The sequence below is a fragment of the Corynebacterium sp. ACRPJ genome, from assembly GCF_022347345.1.
Taxonomy (GTDB): Bacteria; Actinomycetota; Actinomycetes; order Mycobacteriales; family Mycobacteriaceae; genus Corynebacterium; species Corynebacterium tuberculostearicum_D.
The window spans coordinates 100,918-126,190 of sequence record NZ_JAKRNC010000002.1; the positions used below are offsets into that span (position 1 = coordinate 100,918).

Below are 25,273 nucleotides of genomic sequence, written 5' to 3' on the forward strand. Positions count from 1 at the left end.
CGCGCGGGCGTCGCTACAGTGGGGTGACATGGAAATGAAAGACATGCTTGCCCCGAAACCCATTGAGCTGCCGGCCGATCCCGGCGCAGAGTCCACCTCGGATCTCGCCGCCGGCATTGTTGCCCACCCCGATTCCCCGCTGCTGTGGGCGCTCCTGGCGGAGCAGGAGCTCAAGGAGCAGGAAGGCTCTGAACCGTCCGCTTTCATCACCGCCTACGCCTACGCGCGCACGGGCTACCACCGCAGCCTCGACCGCCTGCGTGGCAATGGTTGGAAGGGTTGGGGCCCTGTCCCCTTCTCCCATGAACCGAACCAGGGAGTCCTACGCGCCATCGCCGCGCTCGGCCACGCCGCCAAGGCCATCGGCGAGGACGACGAATACGACCGCATTCGCCAGATGCTTTCCGACGCCGACCCAGACTCCGTCGCCACCCTCCTCGACTAATCCTGGAGTTCCCGCATGCCTGCCGTGACACCGCGCTGCCTACGCCGTTTCTCCGCTGCCGCACTGCTCACCGCTTCCGCGCCGTTCGCGCTGAGCGCCTGCGCTGCTCAGGAGGATTCTTCTTCCTCCCCAGCGCCGGTCTTTTCCAGCCAAGCACCTGCCGAGGACGAGTCCTCCAGCGGGGAGAATGCGGATTCCGCAGCAGCACCCTCCCCATCTGAGTCCACCGACGGGGACGAGGAGGAAACCACGCAGCAGCAGGAGAAGGGCAAGGACAGCGAGTGCACGGAGCTGCCCAACGACCCACGCAAGGTCTACGCCTCTGGCACGGCCCCCGGGCGCATGCCCGCCGATGACGGCAGCGATTTCAATTACTGGATCGCCGATATCGACAACTCCTATGACCCGTGCGCCACGATCAGCTGGATCATCTTCCGCGGCTCAATGGGTGACTTGAACGGTCCGGCGGGCACCGGCGCTTCGATTGCTGATGGCATAGCCTTTTACGTCAATGGCGCTCCGGCCAAGGACATGTCCATCTTCCACAAGGTAGAGAGCATCACCCCGGTCTCAGACAACGAGGTCGATTTCACGTGGGGAGAGCGCAGCCGCACCACCGCAGAGGGCATTACCGCCCACCACACTGTGCGCTTGCGGGCACAGGGCGATTCCCTCGAACCGGTATCCGGTGAAGTCGCGGAATTCAACAAGATGTGGGTTGACCTTCCCAGCTACCAGCTTGGCACCTACGACTAACTTTTAGGCCGGCACTTAAACGTCTCTGCCTGTAACAAAGCGCGCCCCAGCGGAATCCCGCCGGGGCGCTCGCCTTTGCTCGCTTAATTGCGCAAGCAGCTCATTACAGCGCTAGTCCATCTTGTCCAGGATATCGCCGGTGTTTTGGGCGATGCGCACGTTAGCCACCATGGCTTCCAGGAATAGCCTGATGGCGACCATGATTGCGTAGTAAATGACAGTGCTCAGTACCGCCAGGAAGATGAACGCAAAGATGCTTCCGAAGATGGCGGACGCGGAATCTTCCTGAATGCCATAAATGCCCATGCCGGTGGCGAACAAGAAGGCACCGAGGAGGTGAAGGATCCACATGATGCCACCAAGGATCATGGCAACCTTGTAGATTTCCTTCACGTGGGTAAGTGTCAGGAAGTGCTTGAACTCGAACTCAAAGAGTCCGCCCAATAGGCCGTCTTTCTTGCCCAAGCCCTTGAGGGCGTCACTCATCTGGTTCTTCTTATTACCGAGAGTCTGGCCGGAATCGGCAGTGGCATCGCCTGCTTGCGGGAACTGTCCGAATCCCTGGCTCGTGCCCTGCTGCTGGGTATAGCCGCCGAAAACCGGCCGATCGTTAGCGGACTGGGCGGAGCCGAATTGATCGCCGTTCGCAGCAGCGTCCGACGATGCCGAATCCGTAAATGGATTATGCGCACGGGAGGCAGCGCCCCCGCTTGGGGTGGAGGACTTCGAGGAGGCCCAGAAGTCAGAGGAGTTGCCCTCCGCGCTCGGCTTCGGGGAGGAAAGGTCACTCGAATTTCCAGGCTCACCAGGCTTATCGGTGTGGCCGAAAGACTTCGTCTCCTTGGCATCGGTAGAGCCGAATTCCTTAGTCTCATTCACCTCGGAGGCACCGGCGCCTTCGGCGCTTTTCGCAGCGTCCTCGGCGCGGTGACGCGGGGTTTCAGAAAAATCGCGCGGAGAAAAATCCTTCGGAAACCCGTCGGAGTTGAAATCATTATCAGCCATAATCTGGTCCTTAGAAAATGCTTTAGGGGGATGGTAGGAAAATGCCCCACGGTCACCCGTGGGGCCACTTGGCAGAATACAGCGTGCGCTAGGCGTTCGCGTCCTGAACGCGACGAATTGCCTCGGCGGCAACCTTTTCTTGGATGCCCATGTCTAGCTCGGAAGTGAAGCCAACACAGGAGCAGTTGATCTCGCCGAGGACATAGGTGTCGGTGCCATCGGGGGCATCGTCAAGCATGAAGTCCGCGGTCCAAATTAGCGGAACGTCCTTGGTATCGCCGAGCTTCTCTGCGATAACGGGGCGAGCCTTCTCGAACATCTCGAGCAACTCCGGCCAAGATTCCGGCTTATCGTAGGTGTACTTTGCGCCGGAGAAGAGCGTGGCAGAGAAGTTGTCGCCGCCTTCCGCTGGCTTTTTGTGCACGATGAATACCGGCTCATCTCCCACGAGGAGAATACGGATTTCACCTTCCACAATGCGCGGCATAAAGCGCATGTCCACCAGCATGCCGTTATCGCCCTCAATGTACTGGTCGCAGAAGTCCATGAAGGCGCCCAGCTTATAATCGTGGGTCTGGTTATCTACTGCCTCGGTGCACTTCAGGGCGGTGTCGAGCGGGAGCGCGGTGCCCGGTTCTACGGACTGGGCAAGCTCCTGGTCCGCAAGGCGCACGCGCCAGATGCCCTCACCGGTGGAACCGCGGTTCTGCTTGAGTACGCGCTCGCCATAAGACAGCGAGGTGGGGAAAGTATTGTGCAGCTCTTCTACCTCGTAGTACGCGGCGGTATCGTCCGGCACCAGAGGGGTGTCATTGAGCTTGACCAGTGCATCTTTGGCGCCGTAGGCCATCATGTCCGCCGGAGTGGACATGCCTACCAGGCCGGCGTCTGCCAGCTTGGTGAGCAATTCGAAATAGCCCTTTTCGCCACCGGGGATATTGCCTGGGTTCACACGAGAGATATAAGCATCAAAGTTTTCAGAAACCTGGGCGTAGATCTCCTCTGCCTTGTCTGGGTGGAAGTAGATGACCTCCGCATCCCAGCCTTGTTCCTTGATCGCATTGACGATCGGCATGGTGTCCTTACGGTGACCATCTGCGCCTTTATCGGAGCCGCCCTCTACCTCAAATACAACGATTGCCTTGTGCACTAGCAGTTCCCTTCTTAGGTGGTGTTCATAGCACGTTGTCGCACCATATCCGTAGTTTATCCCAGTTTTTCCTCCCCCGCGCGGCCAACTGCCCCCTCTGACTAACCCCGCCGGCCGGCGCCCCTATTTCCCTGGCGGAGCCCTGTATCACACACCACAGGAATAATCCCCGAGTGATCACCACGGGAAAATTCGGGTTAAAGTGGTGGGAGCAAATTACTAACCCTTATAGGAAAGGCAGGCGGACAGTGGCTGACGTTGATCCCTATCCCCCATTTCAGGAATACGCACACCCCGAGCGCCTCGTGTCTGCACCGTGGCTGTCCGCACGCCTAGGCATCAAGGGCCTGCGCGTCATCGAGGTCGATGAAGACTCGCTCCTCTATGACATTGGCCATATCCCCACCGCCACCCGCATCAACTTCCGCACGGAGCTATTGAGCCCACTTACTCGCGATTTCATCGATGGCAAAGAGTTCACTGCCTTGATGCGAGACAAGGGCATTAATGCCGACGATACGATCGTCCTTTATGGCGATAAGTCCAACTGGTGGGCCGCCTACGCCCTGTGGGTATTTACCCTCTTTGGCCACAAGGATGTTCGCCTGCTCGATGGCGGCCGCAATGCCTGGATGGCCGAGGAACGCGATACTTCCTTCATGGTGCCGGACTTCCCCGAATCCGAATACCCCGAGGTAAGCCGCGATGATTCCGTCCTGCGTGCCTTCGTAGACCAGGTGCGCGAGTCCGAAGGAGCGCTCGTGGATACCCGCTCCCCAGAGGAGTTTGCGGGCGAGGCCACCGAGCACGATCCCAATGGCGATTCCGCCTACGGCACCACCATGCGCCACGGCCACATCCCGGGCGCCATTAACCTCGAGTGGGACCGTTCCAACTATCCCAACTCCTGCTTCCGCTCGGCCGAGGAGCTCAAGGTCAACTACGGAATGTTGGAGCCTGAATCTGCAACGATCCTCTACTCCCACGTAGGTGCGCAGGCCGCGCACACCTGGTTTGTGTTGACGCATCTTTTGGGATTCACAAAGACGCAGGTCTACGATGGTTCGTGGTCTGAGTGGGGCAATATGGTGAAAATGCCGATTGAGCGTTAACTTTTTCGGTTTCGCCACATAAACCCATATCCGGCAGGGATGTGGGTTTATTTTTGTTCAAAAACATCCCCACTCGCGTGCGTGAAAATTAACTCATGCTTTTGTGTGCAAGAATAGATTGCGTATTCAACCTAATGTGTTCAGGAGGTTGCTGCCGTGGCAGTAGAAACCAAAAAGATCTCTAAGGTTCTCGTGGCGAACCGCGGTGAGATCGCCGTTCGCGTGATCCGCGCGGCCCGCGACGCTGGCATTGCCTCCGTCGCCGTCTACGCCGAGCCAGACGCCCAGGCACCTTTTGCCTCGCTTGCCGACGAAGCCTTTGCCCTCGGCGGCACCACTTCTGCCGAGTCTTACCTCGTCTTTGACAAGATTCTGGACGCCGCAGAAAAGTCCGGCGCCGATGCCATCCACCCCGGCTATGGCTTCTTGTCTGAAAACGCCGACTTTGCCCAGGCCGTCATCGACGCCGGCCTGACCTGGATCGGCCCCTCCCCCGAGTCCATCCGTGACTTGGGCGATAAGGTTACCGCGCGGCACATCGCCGAGCGTGCCGAAGCCCCCATGGCCCCAGGCACCAAGGATCCGGTAGCCGGCGCTGATGAGGTGCAGTCCTTCGCCATGGAATACGGCCTGCCCGTAGCCATTAAAGCTGCCTTTGGCGGCGGCGGCCGCGGCATGAAGGTCGCCTACTCCGCAGAGGAAATCCCGGAGCTTTTTGAATCCGCCACCCGTGAGGCGACTTCCGCCTTCGGTCGCGGCGAGTGCTTCGTAGAGCGTTACCTGGACCGAGCCCGCCACGTCGAGGCCCAGGTACTGGCGGATAAGCACGGCAACGTAGTCGTCGTCGGCACGCGCGATTGCTCCCTGCAGCGCCGCTTCCAAAAGCTGGTCGAAGAAGCCCCGGCTCCTTTCCTCACTGATGAGCAGCGCGCCTCCATCCACGAGTCCGCCAAGCGCATCTGCCGCGAGGCCGGCTACTACGGCGCAGGCACCGTGGAATACCTAGTAGGCGCCGATGGCCTCATCTCCTTCCTTGAGGTCAATACCCGCCTGCAGGTGGAGCACCCAGTGTCCGAGGAAACTACCGGTCTCGATCTCGTGCGCGAGCAGTTCCGCATCGCTGAGGGCCACGAGCTCTCGCTCAAGGAAGACCCCACCCCGCGTGGCCACGCCTTCGAGTTCCGCATCAACGGCGAGGATGCCGCGGCGAACTTCATGCCAGCTCCTGGCACCATCGTGAAGTACTCCGAGCCAGCGGGTCCGGGTGTGCGCGTTGATTCCGGCGTCGTCCAGGGCTCCGTTATTGGCGGCCAATTCGATTCCATGCTGGCCAAGCTCATCGTCTGGGGCCCAGACCGCGAGACCGCGCTGCGTCGCTCCGCCCGCGCCCTGTCCGAGTACACGGTGGAGGGCCTGCCCACCGTTATCCCGTTTGACCAGGCTGTCGTTGCTGACCCCGCCTTCGCTGCAGAAGACGGCAACTTCGGCGTCTACACCAAGTGGATCGAAGAGGAATGGGATAACCAACTGCCCGCCCACGATGAGTCCACCGATGCCGAAGCCGCCGACGCAGAGCCTCCCCAGGTGCACACCGTGGAAATCGATGGCCGCCGCATCGAGGTTGCCCTCCCTGCCTCCTTCGGCGCCAATGGAACCCCACGCAAAAAGAAGAAGCGCAAGGGCTCCAGCGCCAAGGCCGCTGTATCCGGCGATGCCGTTACCTCCCCGATGCAGGGCACGGTCATCAAGGTCAACGTCGAAGAAGGCCAAGAGGTCACCGAGGGCGAGGTCCTCCTCGTGCTCGAGGCCATGAAGATGGAAAACCCCGTCAAGGCACATAAGGCCGGCACCGTTACCGGCTTGGCCGTGGAAACAGGCGCTTCTACCACCAAGGGCAGCGTACTGCTGGAAATCAAGTAGCCTGCCCCGCTAGCCTTGGAAGAATGACTGATTCTTCTCTCGGCGTGCGCTTGGCCAAGGAAGAGGACCGCGACTATCTTGCGGGCCTCTTCCCTTCTTCTATTGCGGACTGGTCCCCGATTGTGGACGGCGGGGTCATCGCCCTGCCCATGGCCGCCAACGAGGACCCGACCGTTGCTCCCCGCGGCGCCGCGCTCCTGCGCTACTATCCCGCCGCCGACAAAGGCCCAGCTTTCTTAGGCGATCCCTCGGCCCACCCGCTTGACGACGCCACCTGGCTTACCCCCTTCGACCCCGAAGACATTCCCGAGCTCATCGTCTCCAGCGATGACCCCGCCGCCCGCGAGTTGCTTATTGCCAACGCCATCGACCTCGCGGCCGAGCAGACTGCCCCCGGCATCTCTTCCGCTGAGCCCTTGCCCGGATTTGAAGAGCTCGACCCCGGTAAGTTCTTCCGCCGCTTCTAGCTCGCCCCTAGGTCCGGCCGCCCTCCTGCTAACCTAGCTACGATGCTGAAAATAGATGCAACTTATGGACATTCCACCGCTTTAGGGCGCCTGAATCGCACCTTCGACGCCGGTCGCGTATACGGCTTGAAGGGCCCCAATGGTGCGGGTAAATCTACGCTGCTGCAGACGTTGAGCGGCGAGATTGCCCCACTCGAGGGCACCGTTACCATCGACGGCACCGGGCCCGGCAGCGCAGAGGCCGCCGGCTCCGTCATCGCAGTCGCGGACCCGGTCTTCTTGCCCGACCTCACCGTCGGCGAACACTTCACCCTGCTTTCGCGCCGCTCCGGCGTAGACTTTGCCGAGGTCCATGAGCTCTGGGCTATCGACGACGCCATCCTAAACTCCGTGGTCAGCGACCTTTCTTCTGGCCAGCGCCAGCGCGTTTACCTCGCCGCCCAGCTCTATCAGCCGGCCAAGGCTCTGCTTATCGACGAACCCGAGCGCCACCTTGACCACACCTGGACCGCCTTCTTGGCCGAGGAGCTGCGCCACCTCGCCGCCGAGGGTCGCTGTGTAGTGCTGGCCTCCCACTCTCCGGCCATCTTCGATGCCTGTGATGAAGTGGTGGAAATTTCATGAAGCTTCTATCCCACGCCTCTTCGACCATCTATTACGCCTTTATCGCGGCGCTAATCGCGAGCGTCAGTGTCTACGCTTGGCAGAATGCCGCCGAGGTTTTGCCCTCGCTCGCGCAGCGCACAGCCGCGTCTCTTCCCGCCACCGCGACCATTGGCGCTGCGTTCGGCTCCCTCGCCCTCATCGTTCTTCTTGAAGCGCTCTATCCGCTGCGCAGCCTTTCGCTCAGCCGGTGGGTCTATGTGGACAGGCCGCGGGGGCGTATGCGGGGCGTCGATAAGCTGTCCATTGCCCAGCTCGCCGGCGTGAGCCTCCTCGGCCTAGCCCTGTGCACGTCGCTGCGCCTTCCGCTCTATGCGGCGATGGCCCTCCCCTTGCTGCGCATAGCGCTCGGCTGGCGTTCCTTCGACCTCGCCTCGCTTCTTCGTGCGGGCCGCACCCGTGCCGTCGGCTCGTCTTCCTTTGGGCTTTTGGATTCTGAGGTTTCTGCCGATGCCATTGCCTCCCAGTCGGCGCGCCTGCGCCCCAGCTCGCGCGCCACGGCGTCGCCCAGCTGCCTCTTTTTCCGGCGCCTATACCGCCGCTGGTACATCCCGCTCGGCGCGGTAGCTGTCATCGGCCTCACTCTAGGCCTTGTCCCACAACTCGGCAGCCTGGGGCTCATGGGATTCGCTGCCGCATGGACCATCGTCAGCGCCGCCACCGGCCGCGCCGCATCCTTTGGCCGCATCATCGACGGAACCTGGCCCGACTGGGGACTTCCCTTGACCGCGACAGCCGGTGCCACCGTTCTCGGTACCGCCTTCATCGCCGCCGTGTGGAAGCTGCCTGTACTCGTACTCGCCGCGTGCTGTTTAGGACTTACCTATGCCTCTTTCAAGCGCTCCCGCCCAGCGCGAGTGACCACTATGAACATCATCGACACCGGCGGATTCGGTGCTTCATTCTCCCCCGAAGTCTTCGGTTACTTCCTGCGCGGTGGCTACGGCATTGCGGCCATAGCTGTGGTCCTCTTTTTCTAGTCGCCCTGCACTTTCCCCAGGTACGTCACTTCAATAAGTTGCACATACCTGGGGATTTCTTTTGAGCTTTATTCTGTATTACCTCACATAACACAGTGTGTGTTACCATAAGTAATACAGACTAAAGATTGGAGGTGACAGATGTTCATTAACCTCAACCCCGATTCAGATGTCCCCGTCTTCCAACAAATCCACGATGAATTAGTACTGGCCATAGCTCGCGGCCAGCTCTCTGATGGCGACAAGTTAGATCCTGTCCGCCGCGTCGCCAAAGACATAGGCATCAACCCAGCCACCGTAAAAAAGGCGTACGACCTCTTGGTCTCTGACGGCCTCATTGAAACCGCCGGCCGCTCCGGCTCCATCGTCAGACCCGGCGCTCACACCGAGGCTCAAGAAAGACAACTAGCTGAGCAATTAGGCCGAGTAGTTGCGCTCGCCCGTGCCCAAGGCTTTAGCCCAGATGAGCTCCACACCCACCTCAGCTCCACTCTTAAACACTTGGAAGTATCGTCATGATTTTCGCCCTCTTAATGGCCGCCACAACTCTCGCAATTACTTGGATTATGGCCAAAGCCCCCTCCCTTGCCTCACCCGGCACACCGCTCGGTGTGCGCGTGCCAAAGGACTACCTTTCCGATAGTGCAGTTACCTCTGCTCTTGCTGGATACAAGGTCCATACTTGGGGCTGCGGCATCGCGGCAACAATTCTGTCCCTCTTTGCCTGGAAATTGCCACTCCTCGCCGCCGTACCGTCCCTCTTGGTGACGCTCGGCGGCTTGTGGGCCTACATCTCTCAACGCCGCCGCATCATCGCGGCGAAAAAGACCGGCGGTTGGTTCGACGAGGTCGAAACCACCATCGCTGCTCGTGTTTCCACCAACGCCATTGGCACACCCGAATTCGAAGGCATCCCCACGCCGACTTTTCCGTGGATAACAATGCTCGCCTCGCTGTTGTGCATCGCGGCCGGTGCCATCATCACCTCTTCCCACTGGTCCGATATTCCTGACCCCGTTCCAGTGCACTGGAATTCTTCCATGGAGGCGGATAATTGGAGCGAAAAGAATATCGGCAGCGTATTTTCTATCTCCTTCATCGCCTTAGGAATGCTCTTGCTTTTCGCCATCATCTGCTCTTTTATCGCACATAGTGAGGTATCCCCACGTTCAGAACGCAGCATTAAAGCTCGGCTGCGCAACGAGGCCAACCTCGCCTTCACGAATACCGGAATGGGAGTTCTCACCCTGCTCATGTGTGCCGGCATGGCCTTCATGCAAGTAACCGGCCCTGTACCGCAATTTCAGCGATTCAACGGCGCCGCCGTTATCACGATGTTGGTGCTTACCATCGGTGGCAGCATCGGACTGGTTGCATTTCTTCTCTACAAACAATCTCAATTATCTGAGCAACTGCGTGGAATCCGCTTTCCCGATGAAGACAAAGAATCACCGGACAATGACCACCTCTATAAATGGGGCGTTATGTACTACAACCCGGAGGATCCGGCGGTACTAGGGGATAAGCGCTTCGGCACAGGCGTGTCGTTCAACTTCGCCCGCTGGCAGGCCAAGGCATTCCTTATCATCACGCTTCTGGTTCTGGTCGGCTCAATAGCGCTACCTTTCCTACTAGGCTGAAAATTTTAGCCCTCCCCGCTGAATCAAGATTTTCGTCCATATAAACCACCGATTTCGTCGACGGTTTTGGTGGTTTATATGGACGAAAATCGCGAAAAGCCGCCTACAGACAGCACAGCGCCCCGCTTCCTAGAGGTTTGCTCGAAGGAAGCGGGGCGCTGGCGTCAGTCAGTTAGTTGATAACGGCGATGAGGTCGCCGCCTTCCACCTTGGTGGCCTGGCCGATGGCTACACGCTCGACCACACCATCCTTGGTGGCGGAAATGGATGCTTCCATCTTCATCGCCTCGATGACGGCGATTTGATCGCCGGCCTTAACCTCGTCGCCAGGCTTGGCGGTGGGGTTGACCACGCCGGCGAATGGTGCGGCGACGTGTCCCTCGTTGGAGGGGTCGGCCTTTTCTACGGTAGCGACCGTGGATTCGGCGTTCTCATCGCGGACCTTCATCGGGCGAATCTGGCCGTTGACGTTGAGAACCACGTTACGCATGCCCTTTTCGTCCGGCTCGCCCACGGCGTCGAGGCGCACCACGACCTGTTTGAGGTCGGCGCGATCGGTGGAGTCCTCCGGGAAGAAGTGGACGACCTTTTCTTCGCCTTCGGTAAGACCATAGAAGAAGGTGGTATCCGTCAATGCTTCCGTGTTGCCGTACTTGCGGCGGAACTCGTTGAATTCCTCGAACTGCTTCGGGAACAGGAGGCGGTTCAGGCTGGCGCGGCGCTCATCCGAGTTATCGGATTCCAGATGCGGTTGCTCTTCCGCAGGAACCTCGCTCACCTGGGCGCCGGTTTCCTCGCGGCCATCGAGCACCTTATCGCGCAGCTCCGGCCAACCGCCCGGAGGGGTACCGAGCTGGCCGCGGAGGAACTGGTTGACCGAGTCCGGAATATCGAACTTGGTGGGGTTGGCAGCGAAGTCCGCAGGGTCGACGCCTGCACCGACAAGGTGCAGGGCGAGGTCGCCCACAACCTTGGAGGACGGGGTGACCTTGGTAGGACGGCCCAGCATCTCATTGACTGCTGCATAGGTGTCCTCGATGACCTCGAAGCGGTCCGCCAAGCCAAGGGCAGCGGCCTGGGCACGCAGGTTGGACAGCTGGCCGCCTGGAATCTCATGCTTGTACACGCGACCGGTCGGGCCAGGGATACCGTTCTCAAATGGGGCGTAGAGCTGGCGCACGGCCTCCCAGTAGGGCTCGAGATCCGATACGGCCTGCAGGTCGATGCCGGTATCGCGCTTGGACTGAGAGAACGCGGCAATAAGGGCGGACAGCGACGGCTGCGAGGTGGTACCGGCCAGCGGCGCGGAGGCGCCGTCGACAATGTCTGCGCCAGACAGGGCGGCCGAGTAATAAGTAGCCATCTGGCCACCCGCGGTATCGTGCGTGTGCACGTGCACCGGCAGATCGAATTCCTTGCGTAGCGCCATGACCAGCTTGGAAGCAGCCTCAGGGCGAAGCAGACCCGCCATATCCTTGATGGCGAGGATATGGGCGCCAGATTCCACAATCTGTTCGGCCAGCTTGAGGTAGTAATCCAGCGTGTACAAGTTCTCCTTCGGCGAGGCAAGGTCACCGGAGTACGCCATGGCCACCTCAGCAACGGTGGTACTGGTCTCGAGTACGGCATCGATGGCGGGGCGCATCTGAGAGACGTCGTTAAGTGCGTCGAAGATGCGGAAGACGTCCACGCCGGACTTGGCTGCTTCCTGGACAAAGCCACGGCAGACCGAATCTGGGTACGGGGTATAGCCCACGGTATTGCGGCCGCGCAGGAGCATCTGGATGTTCTGGTTCGGCATGGCCTCACGCAGCAAGTCCAAGCGGACCCACGGATCCTCGTGGAGGAAGCGCATGGCGACGTCATAAGTCGCACCGCCCCAAGCCTCAACGGAGAAGAGGTTCGGAGTCATGCGCGCTACGGCCTCGGCCGCAGAAACCAAAGCAGTGCCACGAACGCGGGTGGCCAACAGGGACTGGTGGGCGTCACGGAAGGTGGTATCCGTAACCATCAGCGCATCCTGCTGGCGAATCTTTTCTGCCCACTTCTGTGGTCCAAACTCGAGCAAATCATCGCGGGAACCGCGCGGTAGCGGCTCGGAAAGGTCTAGCTCGGGGAGCTTATCAAATGGGCGCAGAGCCGTCGGGCGCTTACCGTTGGGCTTATTAACTGTGGTCTCCGCGATGTATTCGAGGATTCGACCAGACTCATCGACTGCGGGCGGTGCCTTGAGCAAGTGCGGGTGCGCGTTGATGAATCCGGTGTCCACGCGGGTCTGGGTGAAGTCCGGCTCGCGCAGCAGGGCGCGCAGGAAGCCAATATTGGTGGCCACACCGGAGACATAGAACTCGTTGAGCGCACGCTGGGCGCGCTGCACGGCCTGCTCGAAATTGACGCCACGGCAGGTCATCTTCACCAGCAGAGAGTCGAAGTTGGGCGAAACCTCTGCGCCCACGGAAGTTGCACCGTCTAGGCGCACGCCGGCGCCGCCCGGCGAACGATACGCGGTCAGCGTGCCGGTATCGGGACGGAAGCCGTTATTCGGGTCCTCGGTGGTGATGCGGCACTGCAGGGCAGAACCGGTGATGGAAATCTTGTCTTGGGCGAGGTGAATATCTTCCAGCGATGCGCCGGCCGCGATATTCATCTGGGCCTTGACGATGTCTACGCCGGTGATTTCCTCGGTCACGGTGTGCTCCACCTGCACACGCGGGTTCATCTCGATGAAGACGTGGTTGCCACGCTCATCGACGAGGAATTCCACGGTACCCGCACCCTCGTAATTGATGTGCTCACAGAACTTCACCGCATCCTGGCAAATGCGGTCACGCAGCTCGGAATCCAGCGACGGCGCCGGCGCAATCTCTACCACCTTCTGGTGGCGGCGCTGCACCGAGCAGTCGCGCTCGAAGAGGTGAACCACGTTGCCCTGGCTATCGGCCAGAATCTGCACCTCGATGTGCTGTGGTTTAATGACCGCAGTCTCCAGGTACACGCTGCCGTCACCGAACGCCGCCTCCGCCTCGCGCGAAGCCTCGGCCGCCTTTTCGCGCAGCTGATCCTCGGATTCCACGAAGCGCATGCCGCGCCCGCCGCCACCGGCGACAGCCTTAACGAAGACAGGAAAGTTAAAGTCCTTGGAGTATTCCACCAGCTTATCGACGTCCGTCGATGGCTCCGAGTCCTGCAACGTCGGCAGCCCAGCTTCCTTCGCCGCACTAACTGCCGCAGCCTTATCACCGGTGAGATCCAACGTGCTTGGGGTCGGGCCAATGAACTTAATGCCATTGTCCTCACACGCACGGGCTAGATCTGCGCGCTCCGAAAGGAATCCGTAGCCGGGGTAAATGGCATCCGCTTCGGCCTTCTTGGCGGCGCGGATAATCTCATCAATGTCCAAGTATGCCTTGACCGGCTGCCCCTCACCGCCGATGCGGACGGCTTCATCCGCGAAGGCGCGGTGGAAGGAGTTACGGTCTTCGCGAGGATAGACCGCGACGGTCTTTGCCCCGGTCTCAAAAGCAGCGCGGAATGCACGCACGGCGATTTCGCCACGGTTGGCTACCAGAATCTTTTTGAACGATGGAAGCGCGGGATTAGCCACTTCTGTGTTCCTTTCAGCTCGGAAGACGCCGCGATGCAACGCCTCCTGTTGGGTGATCCGTATCTCAGTTTAGAGATCGAAACCTTTCTTGTCTGCCCATTTTCAAGCGGAGTTCGCCACACCAACCAGCGATTAAAGCAACGTCTGAGAGATTTCTGCAGCCCGACCAGTAATAACGCGCTTGACCTTCCTGTAAATGTTGTAAATTTTTGGTTCAACAAAATATGCAGCGGGGACACCTGCCAGACCAACCCGCTTCGTATTGACCAGATTCATAAACACCTATATGGTTACCCACATAGGTGGTTAACCCATACACCAGAAAGGGAGTCATATGCCACGAATTAGAGAGGCCGCAGCATGAGTGACACCCGGCCTATTTACCAGCAACTGGCAGGAGGAATCAGGGACATGATTATTTCCGGCGAACTCCCAGAGGGAGAACGCGCCCCTAGCACCAATGAACTTTCGGCTTTCCATTCCGTCAATCCCACTACCTCCGCCAAGGCACTGACCGTCCTCTTCGAGGAAGGGCTGCTGGAAAAACGCCGCGGCTTGGGCATGTTTGTACGCGAAGGCGCGCGCGAGAAGGTTCGCCATCAACGCCAAGAATCACTCAGGGAAGACTTCATCGTTCCCCTCCTGAAAGAAGGAGCCGCGCTGGGCTTAAGCGCCAGCGATATCGCCGACCTCATCGAAGCCGAAGGAGACCATCATGACGCACCTTAAGTTGAAGAACGTCACCTGCAAGCGCCGCTTGCACGTGCCACACCTAGAGCTCACCGCCGGCATGTATGGGCTTATCGGCCCCAATGGCGCGGGCAAGACCACGCTCTTGCGTGCGGTAGCGGGATTCCTTCCTACCAAGGGCAGCATCGATACCCCACAGGTGGGGATCGCGCGCACCGGAGCCGATATTCTGCTCTCCGGTTCCACTGTGCGCCAGCACCTGCGCGCCGCAGAGCACGTACGTGAGGGATTCGCCGTGGGGTATGCGGAGGAGCTGTTGGATAAGATGGGCATCGATAAGCGCAGCAAGAACCGCTCTTTGAGCACCGGCCAGCGCCAATTGGTTGCCTGTGCCACTGCCCTGGCTGCGCGCACGCCGGTCACCCTCCTCGATGAACCTTTCAACGGCCTGGACGCGCCGACGCGCACGCGCCTGCGCGAGCTCATTATCGCCCACGCCTCCGGCACCCAGGACTGGCTGCTGCTGCTTTCTTCTCACCGCGCCGAGGACCTCGTCGGTCTGGTTGACCAGGTCATTACCGTGCACGACGGCACGGTCAATAAGCCCACCGACCTGGAATCCCAAAGGCCGCACTACCCCGTGCTTAGCGGCAGCACCAAGGACGTGGAGCAAGCACTCGCGCTTGCCGACGCCCTCCCCCTCCACCGTTCCTCCCTTGGCTCCACCGCCAAGGTGCACGCCTGGTGCCCGACCCCGTTCCCGGCCGATACCGCAGCCGCCGCCCAGGTCACCGTCTCCTACCTCGACGACGGCCAACTCATTGATTCCCTTGTCTCCCGCGCCCACGAATCCGCCCGCACCCCACAAGAGGAGTCCTAGCCATGCAGACACTCAAGACCTTTAATCTCAACGCCACCAAGGCGCTCATCGTCATAAGCATCATCGTCGTGTTGCTGTGGGCCCTGCCCTACTTATTGAGGAATGACTCCTCGGCAGTGGGTCCAGCAGGGTTTTACTGGGACTTTGTAGCGATCCTTCTCTGGGGAATCTACTGCGCTTTCGCTGCGACCGAGTATCGTGCTTTGCGCGGTTTAGGAATAAGACCTCGCAAATGGCTCGCCAGCATGCATGCAACATTGTGGTTAGGCTCACTTAGTTTCGGTGCTGTAGCCTGGGTTATCTACTACATCGCACGGCAGGGCGGGGACGATATTTTTCCTTCCTGGGTTGTTACCTCCAGCGTATTCGGCACACGTCCCATTCTTAGCTACATAGCCACGTACGGCAGCTTCGCCTGCGGTCACCTGCTGGTCGGATATATTGGCGCGCTCATAGGGTCGGTGGTAAGTAGCGCCAATCAAAGCTCCCTCCTAGCGCGGATTCTGTTCATCATCGGCATTATTGTGGGCCTTGCTCTAGCAAATGGTCTCCTGATTACCCTTATCGAGGCTTTCGGGGAAATGAGAATTGGCGCCCCCTGGCCCGGCCTATTCTTCTTCACGGGCTTAAGCATCGTCATTTGCTCGGCTGGCATCCACTTCATTGCGCGGCACATCCAGCCTTAGAGCAAAACTCAGCCAGTGCGGGGCTTACTACCCCGCACTTATTTCAAATTCCATGCCAAAGAAGATTCATCCACGATTGAGTGATTCGATGAAATCCGAATTCAGCCAGAAATCGTCACTTCCAAGTCTGCCTTGGCTGAACTCAAGTCGCTCTTCCACGGTGTGCAGATAAATCTCGTGTTCGTAGTGCGTCGGCCAGGTGATTTTATCGGGAGTCGTGAAATCGATTTGTCCGATTGGGTAATCCCCGGCCAGCTGGTCTGCCCAAAGATGTGAAGCCACTGCGTTATACAGGACAAACTCACTCAAGGTAGCGCCGTAACGCATACCAGCCCCCACCACTTCATACCCAGCAAAAGCCAAGCCGGCCTCGAAGTCAGCCTCAACGGCTATGACAGTATCGATAGCTACTTCATGGCGAGCAATAGCAACAACCGTGAATTTGGGTTCTTTCCAGGTTCCTTCGTGAAAGTAACGGTTGTCCGAGGCAGTGAAACTATCAAGACGCGGAGTCAAATATTTTCCGATCTTTGAAAGATCTAGCTCTGCAATACCGATTCCCTCGGACGCGCCATGTTTGCCTGTCATGACCTGACCATAACACCTCGCTATTGCCGACAGAACGCGTTACAGCAACGCGCCTGGGATGAATGTCCGCATCGAGCTTGCTGCGACACAAAACCTTCCGGCGAAGCGCAATGGGCAGTCAGTACCAAGAAAACCTCCTTAGCTCAAGAATGACTCAGGGTTCTCAGAGCTAAGGAGGCTAATGCCACTTGGGAAAGGCGTCCTCAAAAAGCGAAGGAAGCTTTACTCCAAATCGTCGTGGGCAACGAGGCGTCGCGCAGCCTCGGTGATGGTGCCCGACAGGGACGGGTATACGGCGAAGGAATCGGCCAGCTGGTTCACGGTGAGCTGGTTGGTCACAGCCATGGCAATGGGCAGGATGAGCTCGGAGGCGGTCGGCGCAACGATGACGCCACCGATAACGCGGCCGGAGGTGGCGCGGCAGAAGAGCTTGACAAAGCCGTGCTGCAGCGAGCGCATCTTGGCGCGCGGGTTGGTATTAAGCGGCATGGTGATGGTGCGGGCGGCGACTTCGCCGGCCTCAATCTCTGCCTGGGTGAAACCGACGGCGGCGATTTCTGGGCGGGTGAAGACGGCGTTGGCCACGGTCTTCAAGCGCAGCGGGGAAACTCCCTCACCTAGTGCGTGGTACATGGCTACGCGGCCCTGCATTGCGGCAACAGATGCCAGCGGGAAGAGGTCAGAGCAGTCGCCCGCGGCGTAGATGCCGGCGATATTGGTGCGGGAGACGCGGTCGACCTGAATGTGGCCGGACTTGGCGGTTTCTACGCCGACATTCTCCAGCTTGAGGTCCTGGGTATTCGGGATGGAGCCGATGGACATGATGACGTGGGAGCCGGTGATTTCGCGGCCGTCCTGCGTGGTGACCAGGACGTTGCCGTCCTCGGTGCGGTTGACGGTTTCCACGCGGCAGTTCTTTTCCAATTCCACGCCGCGCTCGCTCAGCACGGTCTCGAGGACGTCGGCCGCGTCGGCGTCGTCATGCGGCAAAATGCGGTCGCGGGAGGCAACCATGGTGACCTTCACGCCCAGCTCAGCGAAGGCGGAGACGAACTCGGCGCCGGTCACGCCGGAGCCGACGACGATGAGGTGCTCGGGAAGCTCGGTGAGGTTGTATACCTGCTGCCAGGTGAGGATGCGCTCGCCGTCTGGCTGCGCGCCCGGCAGAATGCGTGGGGTCGCGCCGGTAGCTACCAGGACGAGGTCAGCGTCGATGGTTTCCTCGTGGCCGTCCTCGTTAAATACGGCGGTAACCTTGTGGCCGCCGAAGGCATCGGCTTCCTGATCCTCTGGGAAGTAGCCGCGGCCGTCGATAACGCGGGCTCCTAGGGATTCCACCGTGGCGCGGATATCGGAGGACTGGTTGCTTGCTAGGTCCTGCACACGCTTATTCAGCGCGGTGAGCGATAGGTCGGCTTGGCCAATGCCCTCGTTGAGCTTCATATCCTCGGCGCGGCGCAGGTCGGTCTTAATATTGGCGCCGGCGATAAAGGACTTGGAAGGAACGCAGTCCAAGATAACGCTATTACCGCCCATGCCTTGGTCTTCAATAATGGTGATTTCCGCACCATATTTAGCACCTGCCAACGCTGCCTCATAGCCGGCTGGGCCGCCGCCGATGATGACGATTCGCTTGGTCTGGTTCAACACGCACATGCTCCTTTATCGGCTCCACTTTAAAAGTCGCCTACGAGTTTAACGTGTAGAACCTTTCAGCGCGTTAGTCTGTCTCCGCATTCTCCCCTATGAACTGCTCAACCACGGCGCCGAAGAGCTTGATGCCCACGCCAATAGCCCGCTCGTCCACAATGAGATCACCCATATGCAGGTCATGCTGCTCGCCCTCGCCGGACCAGCAGCCAAGCCGCGCCATGGAACCGGGGACCTTTTCTAGGTACCAGGAAAAGTCCTCGCCGCCGGAGGACTGCGGGGCTTGCACTACGGCCTGCGGGTCGATGGATTGGGCGGCGGAGGCAAGCAGGGCGGTGGCGACGTCGTCGTTAAGCACCGGCGGAACACCCCGGTTGTAGGTCAGCTCATGCTCAACGCCTACCGGCGCGAGGATTTGCTCCACCAGCTCGGTAAAGAGGCTTTGCATATCGCGCCAGATGCCAATATCGGCCGTGCGCATGGTGCCGGTCAGGCTGCCGGTCTCCGGAATAGCGTTCGGGGCGTAGCCGGAATTGACCTGGCCAAAGACCAAAACGGTGCCGGTGCGCGGGTCAACGCGGCGCGAGAGCAGCGCGGGCAGTTCGGTTATCACCTTGCCCAAGGCATACACAACGTCAGCCGACAGGTGCGGCCGGGAGGTATGCCCGCCCGGGCCCTTGATATTGAGCTCCACCACGTCGGTAGCAGAAGTAATCGCCCCGGCGCGGATACCGATGCGCCCCACGCGCAGCTTGGGCTCGGCGTGGATGGCAAAAATGGAATGTACTCCCTCCAGCGCGCCCCATTCAATGACGTCGGTCGCACCGCCGACCCACACCTCCTCGGCCGGCTGGAAGATGACGCGAATGCCTAGCGGCAGGTCGTGGACGCGCTGGAAATCCGCCAACGCACAGGCCAAGCCGAGCGCCACGGTGGTGTGCACGTCGTGGCCGCAGGCATGCATTTTTCCGGGAACCTCGGAGGTAAATTCCAGGCCGGTGACCTCGGTGACCGGCAGGGCGTCGATATCGGCGCGGAAGGCCAGCCGGCCTAGTTCCGTATCGGGGCCGATATCTACCATGAGGCCGGTCTGTGGGAAGCGCTGCGGCTCCAAGCCATAGTCCTGCAGAACGGTGGCTAGGAAGTTGGTGGTTTCCACCTCTTGGTTCGCGGTTTCCGGGTAGCGGTGGATATGGCGCCGCCACGCGATGACCTCCGCACGGTGGGCATTGAACCACTCGTTGATGAATTCCGAGATCATCCGCGTGCCTTCCCTGTCGTTGAAATACGTCCGGGTGCAAAGTCTACAACTAGACCATGTGGTTCAGTAACTCAGGTGGTAATGCGGGGTGCGCTAGCTCAAGGCGCCATTCCACGTGGCAGCAAACCTACGCCGGTCCACGTATCCCCGCGGGAAAGGCGCGACGTCCTCGGCGACGACCACCGCGGAATCAGCCAAGTGCCCTTCCACCACGTCCCCGCCGGCCGGCAGCAGTACCGCCGGCGGGATTTCTAGAGCCAAGGCCAGCTTATATACCGTAGACAGCTGCGGATCGGCCATGGCGTGCACGCCATTTTCGTTGCGCTCCAGATTGGAAATTTGGCTGCGCGAGACCCCAGAAATCTCCGCCAGCGCCTGCTGCGAAATCCCCCGACGCTGTCGCACCCGCCGCAATTGTTGCGAAAATCCGTGGCCGTAGCTCGACCACATTAGATGAATGAAACTCATATTCTCCCCCTGGAAAGTGCGGTCGCCTTTCCAGGGAGAAGATTACCTTAAAGGTCGATATTGCGCGGACCGTAGAGGCGGTCGCCGGCATCGCCCAAGCCCGGCACGATATAAGCATCCTCGTTGAGCGAAGGATCGATAGCGGCGGTAACTAGGCGCACCGGCAGATCGGATTCAGCCAGCGCATCCACACCCGGCTGCGCCGAGACCATGCAGATGGCGGTGATATCGGTGGCGCCACGATCGGCAAGCAGGCGCAATGCGTGCAGCAGGGAACCACCGGTGGCCAGCATTGGATCCACCACGAACACCGTGCGGCCGGTCAGGTCCTCCGGCAATGCCTCCAGGTATGGCACTGGCTCGTGCGTCTCTTCGTTGCGCGCCATGCCAATGAAGCCGACCTGTGCATCCGGAATCATAGACAGGGCCGGGTCCACCATGCCCAGCCCAGCGCGGATGATCGGCACGATAATGGGCGGGTCCTGCAGGCGGGTGCCCTGTGCGGTAGAAACCGGGGTGGCGCAGTCGAAATTCTCCACGGCAAGGTCGCGGGATGCTTCATAGACAAGCATGGCGCCCAAGTCTTTCAGGGCGGCGCGGAAGGCGGAGTTGTCGCTACGCGCATCGCGCATGAGGGTAAGGCGGGAGGCGGCAAGCGGGTGGTCTACTACGTGGATGTCCATGACCACCACTTTAAACTTTTTGGGAACCAAATGGGCCATCGGGCAGTCCAATAGGGCATGAGACCTTTCACGATCGATACTGACTATGCCCGCCACCTCGCCCGCGACCTGCACGCCCAGTCCCAAGGGGAGAATCCGCCCCATCCCGTTTTGCCTGAAGATTCCGCATTCACCGCTTTCAACGAGGCGGTGCATGCCGCGCTCGATAATGTGGGCGCGCGCATGAGCGTGCTGCGCAACGATATGGGGCAGGTTGCCCACTCCGGTTTCCAGATGTCGCGCGAGGCAGAAGACACCGATGCCTCGCTAGGCCAGCACCTTGGGGCGGCGATGTAGATGCTCGATACCGCGCTTAAGCAGATTGCCACCATGCAACCGGCGCAGCTTCCGGAAGTTGAGCTTCCTCGTGTGCCGGATCTTTCCGCCGCCGAGCCTTTGGCCGCTATCGCCCACGGCAATCCCGCTCCCCTACTCGAATCGGCAAAAAGTATCGATCTCGATAATGCAACCATTTCTGCCGCGCTCGGCCAGGCCCGCGCCTTGGTGGCGGGCACCATCCGGGATCTGGTGGGCATCGCCACGCAGCTGGTACGCCAGGCCCTGCCCACTGCGCTGGGTTTCCTGTCGCTGGATCCATCGGCGCGTGCCGCTGCTCTGGCTCAGCTGCGCGCGCTTATCTCCCAGCACTTGGGCATGGCTACTGCCCGCGTGCAGCGCCTGATGGGCGATCTCAGCGCGGCCGCTCAGTCCTTGCAGCCGGTAGCGCAGCGGCCGGTGCACTCCGCGCTTGCCGACGCCCCAGTAAGCCCCACCGGTGCTCAGCAAGCCACCGCTCTTCCGGCACAATCTGCGGCGGGCGCTGGTGCCGGCGCCGATGCTCCCGCACACGAGGTATCTTCTCCCCCGCTCGCACCAGAGCCTTCTGCCGAGGGTGGTTCGGCCGCCGGGCAGGCCGCGGTCGCCGCGGCGAAGAGCCAAGTGGGACAACCCTACGTGTGGGGTGGCACCGGAAACGGTGGCTTTGATTGCTCGGGCCTTACCCAATGGGCATATTCACAGGCCGGAGTGGACTTGCCGCGCACGGCGGACCAGCAGGCGGTTGGTCAGCAGGTCAGTGCGGATCAATTGCAGCCCGGTGACCTGGTGGTATGGGATGGGCACGTGGCAATGTATTCCGGTAATGGCGAAATCGTGGAGGCCGGTGATCCGGTGCAAACCAACCCACTGCGCACCACGAATATGGGCATGCAATTCAAAGGCTTTTGGCGCCCCACAGCCTAAGGCCGGTGCGCTCTCGCGCACTGCTTAGGGCGTTGGGTAGACTAAAACGCCATGAGCACCCGCGCAATTGTACCTGTAAAGCTCTCGCTGACCGAGGGCGATTTTTATACCCTCTGGGCACCCAAGTGGCGCCAACATGGCTCCGAGTGGCAGGCCTTTTTGGGCGACGACGAGGCCGTCCTAGCCTTTAACTCACCCGCCGAGCTGCTGTGCTTCGTGGAGTCTGGCACTAAGCATGATTTGCTGGACCACCCGCAGTGGGACCAGTTTGCTGGCCGCGATGCGGACCGCGTTACCCCGGCGGAGCGCGATGAGTATGACCTCATCGGCATGCCGGAGGCGCTGGCTGGTCGCCCGAGCCACCGGAACGTATCCACGGTGGCCCGCAACCTGGAGATAGCCTCCGCGCTTGCCGACGTCGCCGGTGCAGAGCACACCACCATCTTCTTCGCCTCCCACTCCATCCTGCGCAATGTCTCCCGTGGCGCCGACCACTACTCCGGCGAACAGGGCATGAGCGAGTGGTCCGGCGTGGGCCACGTCATCGCCGGTAACTGGAAGAAGGTCATCGAGGACCTGGATAAGCACGTTCGCGTGGTCTCCAGCGATGACTTTGATGCGGCCAAGGTTTCCGATGCCAAGGAGCGCATCTCTTCTGCTGCTGCCGCCTCCGCTGCAGCGGCCAAGGAAGCCGAGGAAAAGCGCAAGGCCGCCGCCGAGGCCGCTGACCCGTACGATAATTCCCCGTGGGCCGCCGCTGGCATCGATCCCATCAAGATCACCGCGCAGTCCAAGTCTGTCTACACCCTGCGCACCTACCTGGACGGCAAGCCCATCTTCTTGGGCAAGTGGGGCGAGATCTTCACCTTCGATTCCCCGAAGACCCTGGTGCGCTGGATCATGGACAACGATGACCACGACCTAGCCCGCGTATCCACCTGGGAAGAGGTTGTCGCCGCCGCTAATGCCGGCGAGCTAGAAGTTCAGGTCCACCCGGATAACCAGTACTCTTTCAATGGCATCGTGCGCGATATCGAAAAGGGCCCAGAGGCCGTCGATTCCGATCAGATGGCGCGCTGCTATGAAGTATGCGCCGATGCCGCTGACTGGGCCGGCGACGATTCCATTAACTCCTATATGCTGGCCCACCCGCGCCTGCAGGACTACTTGGGCTACATGCTCGGCTCCACCGAGCACGCCGGCTACGTACCGTCCAAGCCATATAACGAGCACGCCGAGTCCTGGAAGGGCTTGGAAGATATGCTCATCAAGCGCTTCTCTAAGTTCTAAACCTGCACGGTTCGCGCGGCCTCGGCCGCGCGTGGCATCCGCCGCCCTAGCCTCTGCCCCACTGCACAGCAGCTGGACGGAGAGGGGCGGCTTTTTGCGTCTAGCGGCCCGGCGCTTCTTCCTCTTGGCGTCGGCTCCGGGTCCGGTCGCGCATGTATTTATCGAAAATCAGCCACACTATCGCCAAACTGAGTCCAATAATGGAGCGGCCTAGAGTCCCTATTCCAAAGACTCCGCCCAGAATCAGACCGAGAACAATCACGCTGGCGAAAGTTACGACCCACGACACGTGCGTGTTGTATTTCATCGCTCGTCCTCCCTTAGTACGTGACCTTAGAGGTGACGGCGGAGGTGGTCAATGAGGGCGTCGATAAGCTCGCGCGATTGTGGCGCCTTGGGTTTAATCTGGTCGAAGCCGTGATAGGCGCCGGCCCACACGTCGAGGGTCGTATCCACGCCGGCCGCGTCGAGGGCTTGGGCAAAGGCCACGGATTCATCGCAGAAGAGGTCGATGCCACCAACCCCGATCCACGTCGGGGGCAGCCCAGAGAGGTCAGTGCGCGTGGCCGGCGAAGCATAGGGCGGCAGGTCAACATCCAGGTGATCATCTCCCAGGTACATGGACCACGCGCCGCGGTTCGGGCCCGCCGTCCAGATGAATTGGCCCACCGCACCGGACTTATCCGTGGTGCGGTGATCCAGCATGGGATAGACCAAGCCGAGCGCGCGGACCGGATGGCCCTCATCAAAGGCCCGCTGGACCAAGCCCGCGGCTAGGCCACCGCCGGCGCTATCGCCGGCAACCGCGATGCGCGAGGTATCCCCGCCCAGCTTATCGCCGTGTTCTTGCACCCAGCGCAACGCGGCATAGCACTCATCATGGTCCGCGGGGAACGGCTCCTGGGTGGATTTGTGGTAGCGCGGGGCCACCACGATGGCACCGAGCTCGGACGCCATGCGTGCATTTTGCAGGTCATACATGGCCGGACCACCAATGAGATGGCCGCCGCCGTGCGTCCACACCACCACGGGGCGCGGCCCAGCGGTGGCTGCGCCCTGGGCATCGCCGCGTGGGGTAAGCACGCGGGCACTAAAGGCGTGGCCATCGAAGGAAGCGGCAAACTCCGTAATATCCACCGCGTGCCGCACCGGACGGGAAAAGTCGATGCTGGCAAAGAAGCGGCTGGCGCGGGCAAAGGTGGCGTCGGCAAGCAGGTGCATAGGCAGGTACAAAATCGGGCTGCGCAGCCCCGGTGCCACCTCACGCAGGTACGGCCGGCGGCTGAGTGCATACGCCGCCATGCCCGCTGCCCCGACCACGCCGGTCAGGGCAGCCCCAGCCTTGAGAACTCGCGAAACGCTCATTTAGAAATCGCGCAGAATACGCTGTGCCAGCGGCTCAGAGGAAGCCGGGTTCTGGCCGGTGTACAGGTTGCGATCCACAATGACGTTCGGGGACATCGGATCGGTCTCCTGGTAATCCGCGCCGAGCTCGCGCAGGCGGGTCTCCAGCGCCCACTTAGCGGCGGCGATGACGTCCTCGCCCTCCTCAGCATTGCTGAAAGCAGTCATCTTGTAGCCCTTGAACGGCCAGTTCTCGTTATCTACAGCCAGCATCGCCGCTGGGGCGTGGCAGAGCAAAGCAAGCTTGCGGCCAGAATCCATGCGAGCCTGCAGAAGCTTAGCGGAATCCTGGTCATAGGCCAGATCCTCCATCGGGCCATGGCCGCCTGGGTAGAAAATGAGGTCATAGTCTTCCTCATTGACATCGGCCAGGTTCATCGGGTGCTCGAGCGCTACGCCCAACTCTGCCAGGTAGTTTTCCTGCGCCATGCGCACGTTATCGGGCAGTACCTCCAGGCTGTACTCGTCTACGACGGGAGCCTTTGCTCCGGGGGTAGCGAAGTGGATATCCCAGCCTGCGCCTTGGAAGGCGCGGTGCGGTGCAATAAGCTCCTCGGCCCAGTAACCGGTCGGGCGCTTGGTGCCATCGGCCAGGGTCCATTCCTCAGCGGCGGTAACAACAAAAAGTACGGAAGGCATGTAATTCTCCT

26 protein-coding genes are annotated in these 25,273 nt (G+C 60.6%); 15 read left to right on the top strand and 11 right to left on the bottom strand.

From position 1 onward, the window contains the following. The first annotated feature begins 28 nt into the window (after positions 1 to 28). Together MHY08_RS01795 and MHY08_RS01800 are read left to right on the top strand one after the other, a co-directional pair. Positions 29 to 445, top strand: coding sequence for a DUF3151 domain-containing protein (locus MHY08_RS01795; protein WP_239193357.1), 417 nt, complete (start codon positions 29 to 31; stop codon positions 443 to 445). Between the two features lie 15 nt (positions 446 to 460). Next, positions 461 to 1,201: a hypothetical protein gene (locus tag MHY08_RS01800; RefSeq protein ID WP_239228937.1), complete on the top strand. Its 741-nt coding sequence runs from the start codon at positions 461 to 463 to the stop codon at positions 1,199 to 1,201. 111 nt (positions 1,202 to 1,312) lie between these two features. On the opposite strand, the gene MHY08_RS01805 is transcribed toward MHY08_RS01800, so the two are convergent. After that, a complete protein-coding gene (locus MHY08_RS01805) occupies positions 1,313 to 2,206 on the bottom strand; it encodes a DUF4282 domain-containing protein (protein ID WP_239193353.1) in 894 nt (297 codons plus the stop codon). Positions 2,207 to 2,294: 88 nt separating this feature from the next. After that, complete coding sequence (locus MHY08_RS01810; RefSeq protein ID WP_005326737.1) at positions 2,295 to 3,356, bottom strand: Cj0069 family protein; 1,062 nt, start codon at positions 3,354 to 3,356, stop codon at positions 2,295 to 2,297. Between the two features lie 248 nt (positions 3,357 to 3,604). Between MHY08_RS01810 and MHY08_RS01815 the strand changes: the two genes are divergently transcribed. From MHY08_RS01815 to MHY08_RS01845, 7 genes are all read left to right on the top strand, one after another. Beyond that, complete coding sequence (locus MHY08_RS01815) at positions 3,605 to 4,468, top strand: sulfurtransferase (RefSeq protein ID WP_150850515.1); 864 nt, start codon at positions 3,605 to 3,607, stop codon at positions 4,466 to 4,468. Positions 4,469 to 4,624: 156 nt separating this feature from the next. Next, positions 4,625 to 6,388, top strand: coding sequence for an acetyl/propionyl/methylcrotonyl-CoA carboxylase subunit alpha (locus MHY08_RS01820; RefSeq protein ID WP_239228934.1), 1,764 nt, complete (start codon positions 4,625 to 4,627; stop codon positions 6,386 to 6,388). A gap of 23 nt (positions 6,389 to 6,411) precedes the next feature. Continuing rightward, positions 6,412 to 6,855, top strand: a complete 444-nt coding sequence (locus tag MHY08_RS01825; protein ID WP_239228922.1) for a hypothetical protein — start codon at positions 6,412 to 6,414, stop codon at positions 6,853 to 6,855. A 42-nt stretch (positions 6,856 to 6,897) separates the two neighbouring features. After that, complete coding sequence (locus MHY08_RS01830; RefSeq protein WP_239235012.1) at positions 6,898 to 7,479, top strand: ATP-binding cassette domain-containing protein; 582 nt, start codon at positions 6,898 to 6,900, stop codon at positions 7,477 to 7,479. Continuing rightward, positions 7,476 to 8,498, top strand: a complete 1,023-nt coding sequence (locus MHY08_RS01835) for an ABC transporter permease (protein WP_239235014.1) — start codon at positions 7,476 to 7,478, stop codon at positions 8,496 to 8,498. The genes MHY08_RS01830 and MHY08_RS01835 overlap by 4 nt, the downstream gene beginning before the upstream one ends. Positions 8,499 to 8,639: 141 nt before the next feature. Further along, on the top strand, positions 8,640 to 9,017 hold the full coding sequence (locus MHY08_RS01840; protein WP_204610055.1) for a GntR family transcriptional regulator: 378 nt from the start codon (positions 8,640 to 8,642) through the stop codon (positions 9,015 to 9,017). After that, the gene (locus tag MHY08_RS01845; RefSeq protein WP_239235016.1) at positions 9,014 to 10,138 is read left to right on the top strand and encodes a DUF1648 domain-containing protein; all 1,125 of its coding nucleotides are present in this window, start codon (positions 9,014 to 9,016) and stop codon (positions 10,136 to 10,138) included. The genes MHY08_RS01840 and MHY08_RS01845 overlap by 4 nt, the downstream gene beginning before the upstream one ends. A gap of 172 nt (positions 10,139 to 10,310) precedes the next feature. Here the strand turns inward: MHY08_RS01845 and MHY08_RS01850 are convergent, their stop codons facing one another. After that, positions 10,311 to 13,742, bottom strand: coding sequence for a pyruvate carboxylase (locus MHY08_RS01850; RefSeq protein ID WP_239235018.1), 3,432 nt, complete (start codon positions 13,740 to 13,742; stop codon positions 10,311 to 10,313). Between the two features lie 132 nt (positions 13,743 to 13,874). Then, positions 13,875 to 14,018, bottom strand: coding sequence for a hypothetical protein (locus tag MHY08_RS01855; RefSeq protein ID WP_239235020.1), 144 nt, complete (start codon positions 14,016 to 14,018; stop codon positions 13,875 to 13,877). A gap of 84 nt (positions 14,019 to 14,102) precedes the next feature. On the opposite strand from MHY08_RS01855, the gene MHY08_RS01860 reads away from it, so the two are divergent. The 3 genes from MHY08_RS01860 to MHY08_RS01870 are packed head-to-tail and all read left to right on the top strand — an operon-like array spanning position 14,103 to position 15,998. Continuing rightward, positions 14,103 to 14,471 (top strand): GntR family transcriptional regulator, encoded by a 369-nt coding sequence (locus tag MHY08_RS01860; RefSeq protein ID WP_049359605.1) that lies wholly within the window; start codon positions 14,103 to 14,105, stop codon positions 14,469 to 14,471. Further along, positions 14,458 to 15,312: an ATP-binding cassette domain-containing protein gene (locus MHY08_RS01865; RefSeq protein WP_239235022.1), complete on the top strand. Its 855-nt coding sequence runs from the start codon at positions 14,458 to 14,460 to the stop codon at positions 15,310 to 15,312. The genes MHY08_RS01860 and MHY08_RS01865 overlap by 14 nt, the downstream gene beginning before the upstream one ends. Positions 15,313 to 15,314: 2 nt before the next feature. Continuing rightward, entirely contained in the window at positions 15,315 to 15,998 is a 684-nt protein-coding gene (locus MHY08_RS01870; RefSeq protein ID WP_239235024.1) for a transglycosylase, read from the top strand. Between the two features lie 66 nt (positions 15,999 to 16,064). Here the strand turns inward: MHY08_RS01870 and MHY08_RS01875 are convergent, their stop codons facing one another. The 5 genes from MHY08_RS01875 to upp all read right to left on the bottom strand — a co-directional run bounded on the left by MHY08_RS01875 (position 16,065) and on the right by upp (position 20,648). After that, on the bottom strand, positions 16,065 to 16,586 hold the full coding sequence (locus MHY08_RS01875) for a hypothetical protein (protein WP_239235026.1): 522 nt from the start codon (positions 16,584 to 16,586) through the stop codon (positions 16,065 to 16,067). Between the two features lie 222 nt (positions 16,587 to 16,808). Then, the gene (locus MHY08_RS01880; protein ID WP_005326758.1) at positions 16,809 to 18,236 is read right to left on the bottom strand and encodes an NAD(P)H-quinone dehydrogenase; all 1,428 of its coding nucleotides are present in this window, start codon (positions 18,234 to 18,236) and stop codon (positions 16,809 to 16,811) included. A gap of 70 nt (positions 18,237 to 18,306) precedes the next feature. Beyond that, the gene (locus MHY08_RS01885) at positions 18,307 to 19,497 is read right to left on the bottom strand and encodes a M20 family metallopeptidase (protein WP_239235029.1); all 1,191 of its coding nucleotides are present in this window, start codon (positions 19,495 to 19,497) and stop codon (positions 18,307 to 18,309) included. 93 nt (positions 19,498 to 19,590) lie between these two features. Continuing rightward, positions 19,591 to 19,965 (bottom strand): helix-turn-helix domain-containing protein, encoded by a 375-nt coding sequence (locus tag MHY08_RS01890; protein WP_204610089.1) that lies wholly within the window; start codon positions 19,963 to 19,965, stop codon positions 19,591 to 19,593. Positions 19,966 to 20,012: 47 nt separating this feature from the next. Next, positions 20,013 to 20,648 carry a uracil phosphoribosyltransferase gene (gene upp / locus MHY08_RS01895; RefSeq protein WP_086588022.1) on the bottom strand — a complete coding sequence of 212 codons (636 nt, stop codon included), beginning with the start codon at positions 20,646 to 20,648 and terminating at the stop codon, positions 20,013 to 20,015. Positions 20,649 to 20,705: 57 nt separating this feature from the next. Here upp and MHY08_RS01900 point away from each other — a divergent pair, with 57 nt between their 5' ends. Genes MHY08_RS01900 through MHY08_RS01910 form a run of 3 tightly spaced genes read left to right on the top strand, consistent with a single transcriptional unit; the run spans position 20,706 to position 23,219 of the window. Then, positions 20,706 to 20,984 carry a hypothetical protein gene (locus MHY08_RS01900; RefSeq protein WP_005322591.1) on the top strand — a complete coding sequence of 93 codons (279 nt, stop codon included), beginning with the start codon at positions 20,706 to 20,708 and terminating at the stop codon, positions 20,982 to 20,984. Next, a complete protein-coding gene (locus MHY08_RS01905) occupies positions 20,985 to 21,929 on the top strand; it encodes a C40 family peptidase (protein ID WP_239235032.1) in 945 nt (314 codons plus the stop codon). Between the two features lie 51 nt (positions 21,930 to 21,980). Next, a complete protein-coding gene (locus MHY08_RS01910) occupies positions 21,981 to 23,219 on the top strand; it encodes a hypothetical protein (protein WP_239235035.1) in 1,239 nt (412 codons plus the stop codon). Positions 23,220 to 23,552: 333 nt separating this feature from the next. Here the strand turns inward: MHY08_RS01910 and MHY08_RS01915 are convergent, their stop codons facing one another. Beyond that, positions 23,553 to 24,584, bottom strand: a complete 1,032-nt coding sequence (locus MHY08_RS01915) for an alpha/beta hydrolase (RefSeq protein WP_239235038.1) — start codon at positions 24,582 to 24,584, stop codon at positions 23,553 to 23,555. Continuing rightward, positions 24,585 to 25,262: a type 1 glutamine amidotransferase domain-containing protein gene (locus tag MHY08_RS01920; protein ID WP_005326768.1), complete on the bottom strand. Its 678-nt coding sequence runs from the start codon at positions 25,260 to 25,262 to the stop codon at positions 24,585 to 24,587. Positions 25,263 to 25,273: the final 11 nt, after the last annotated feature.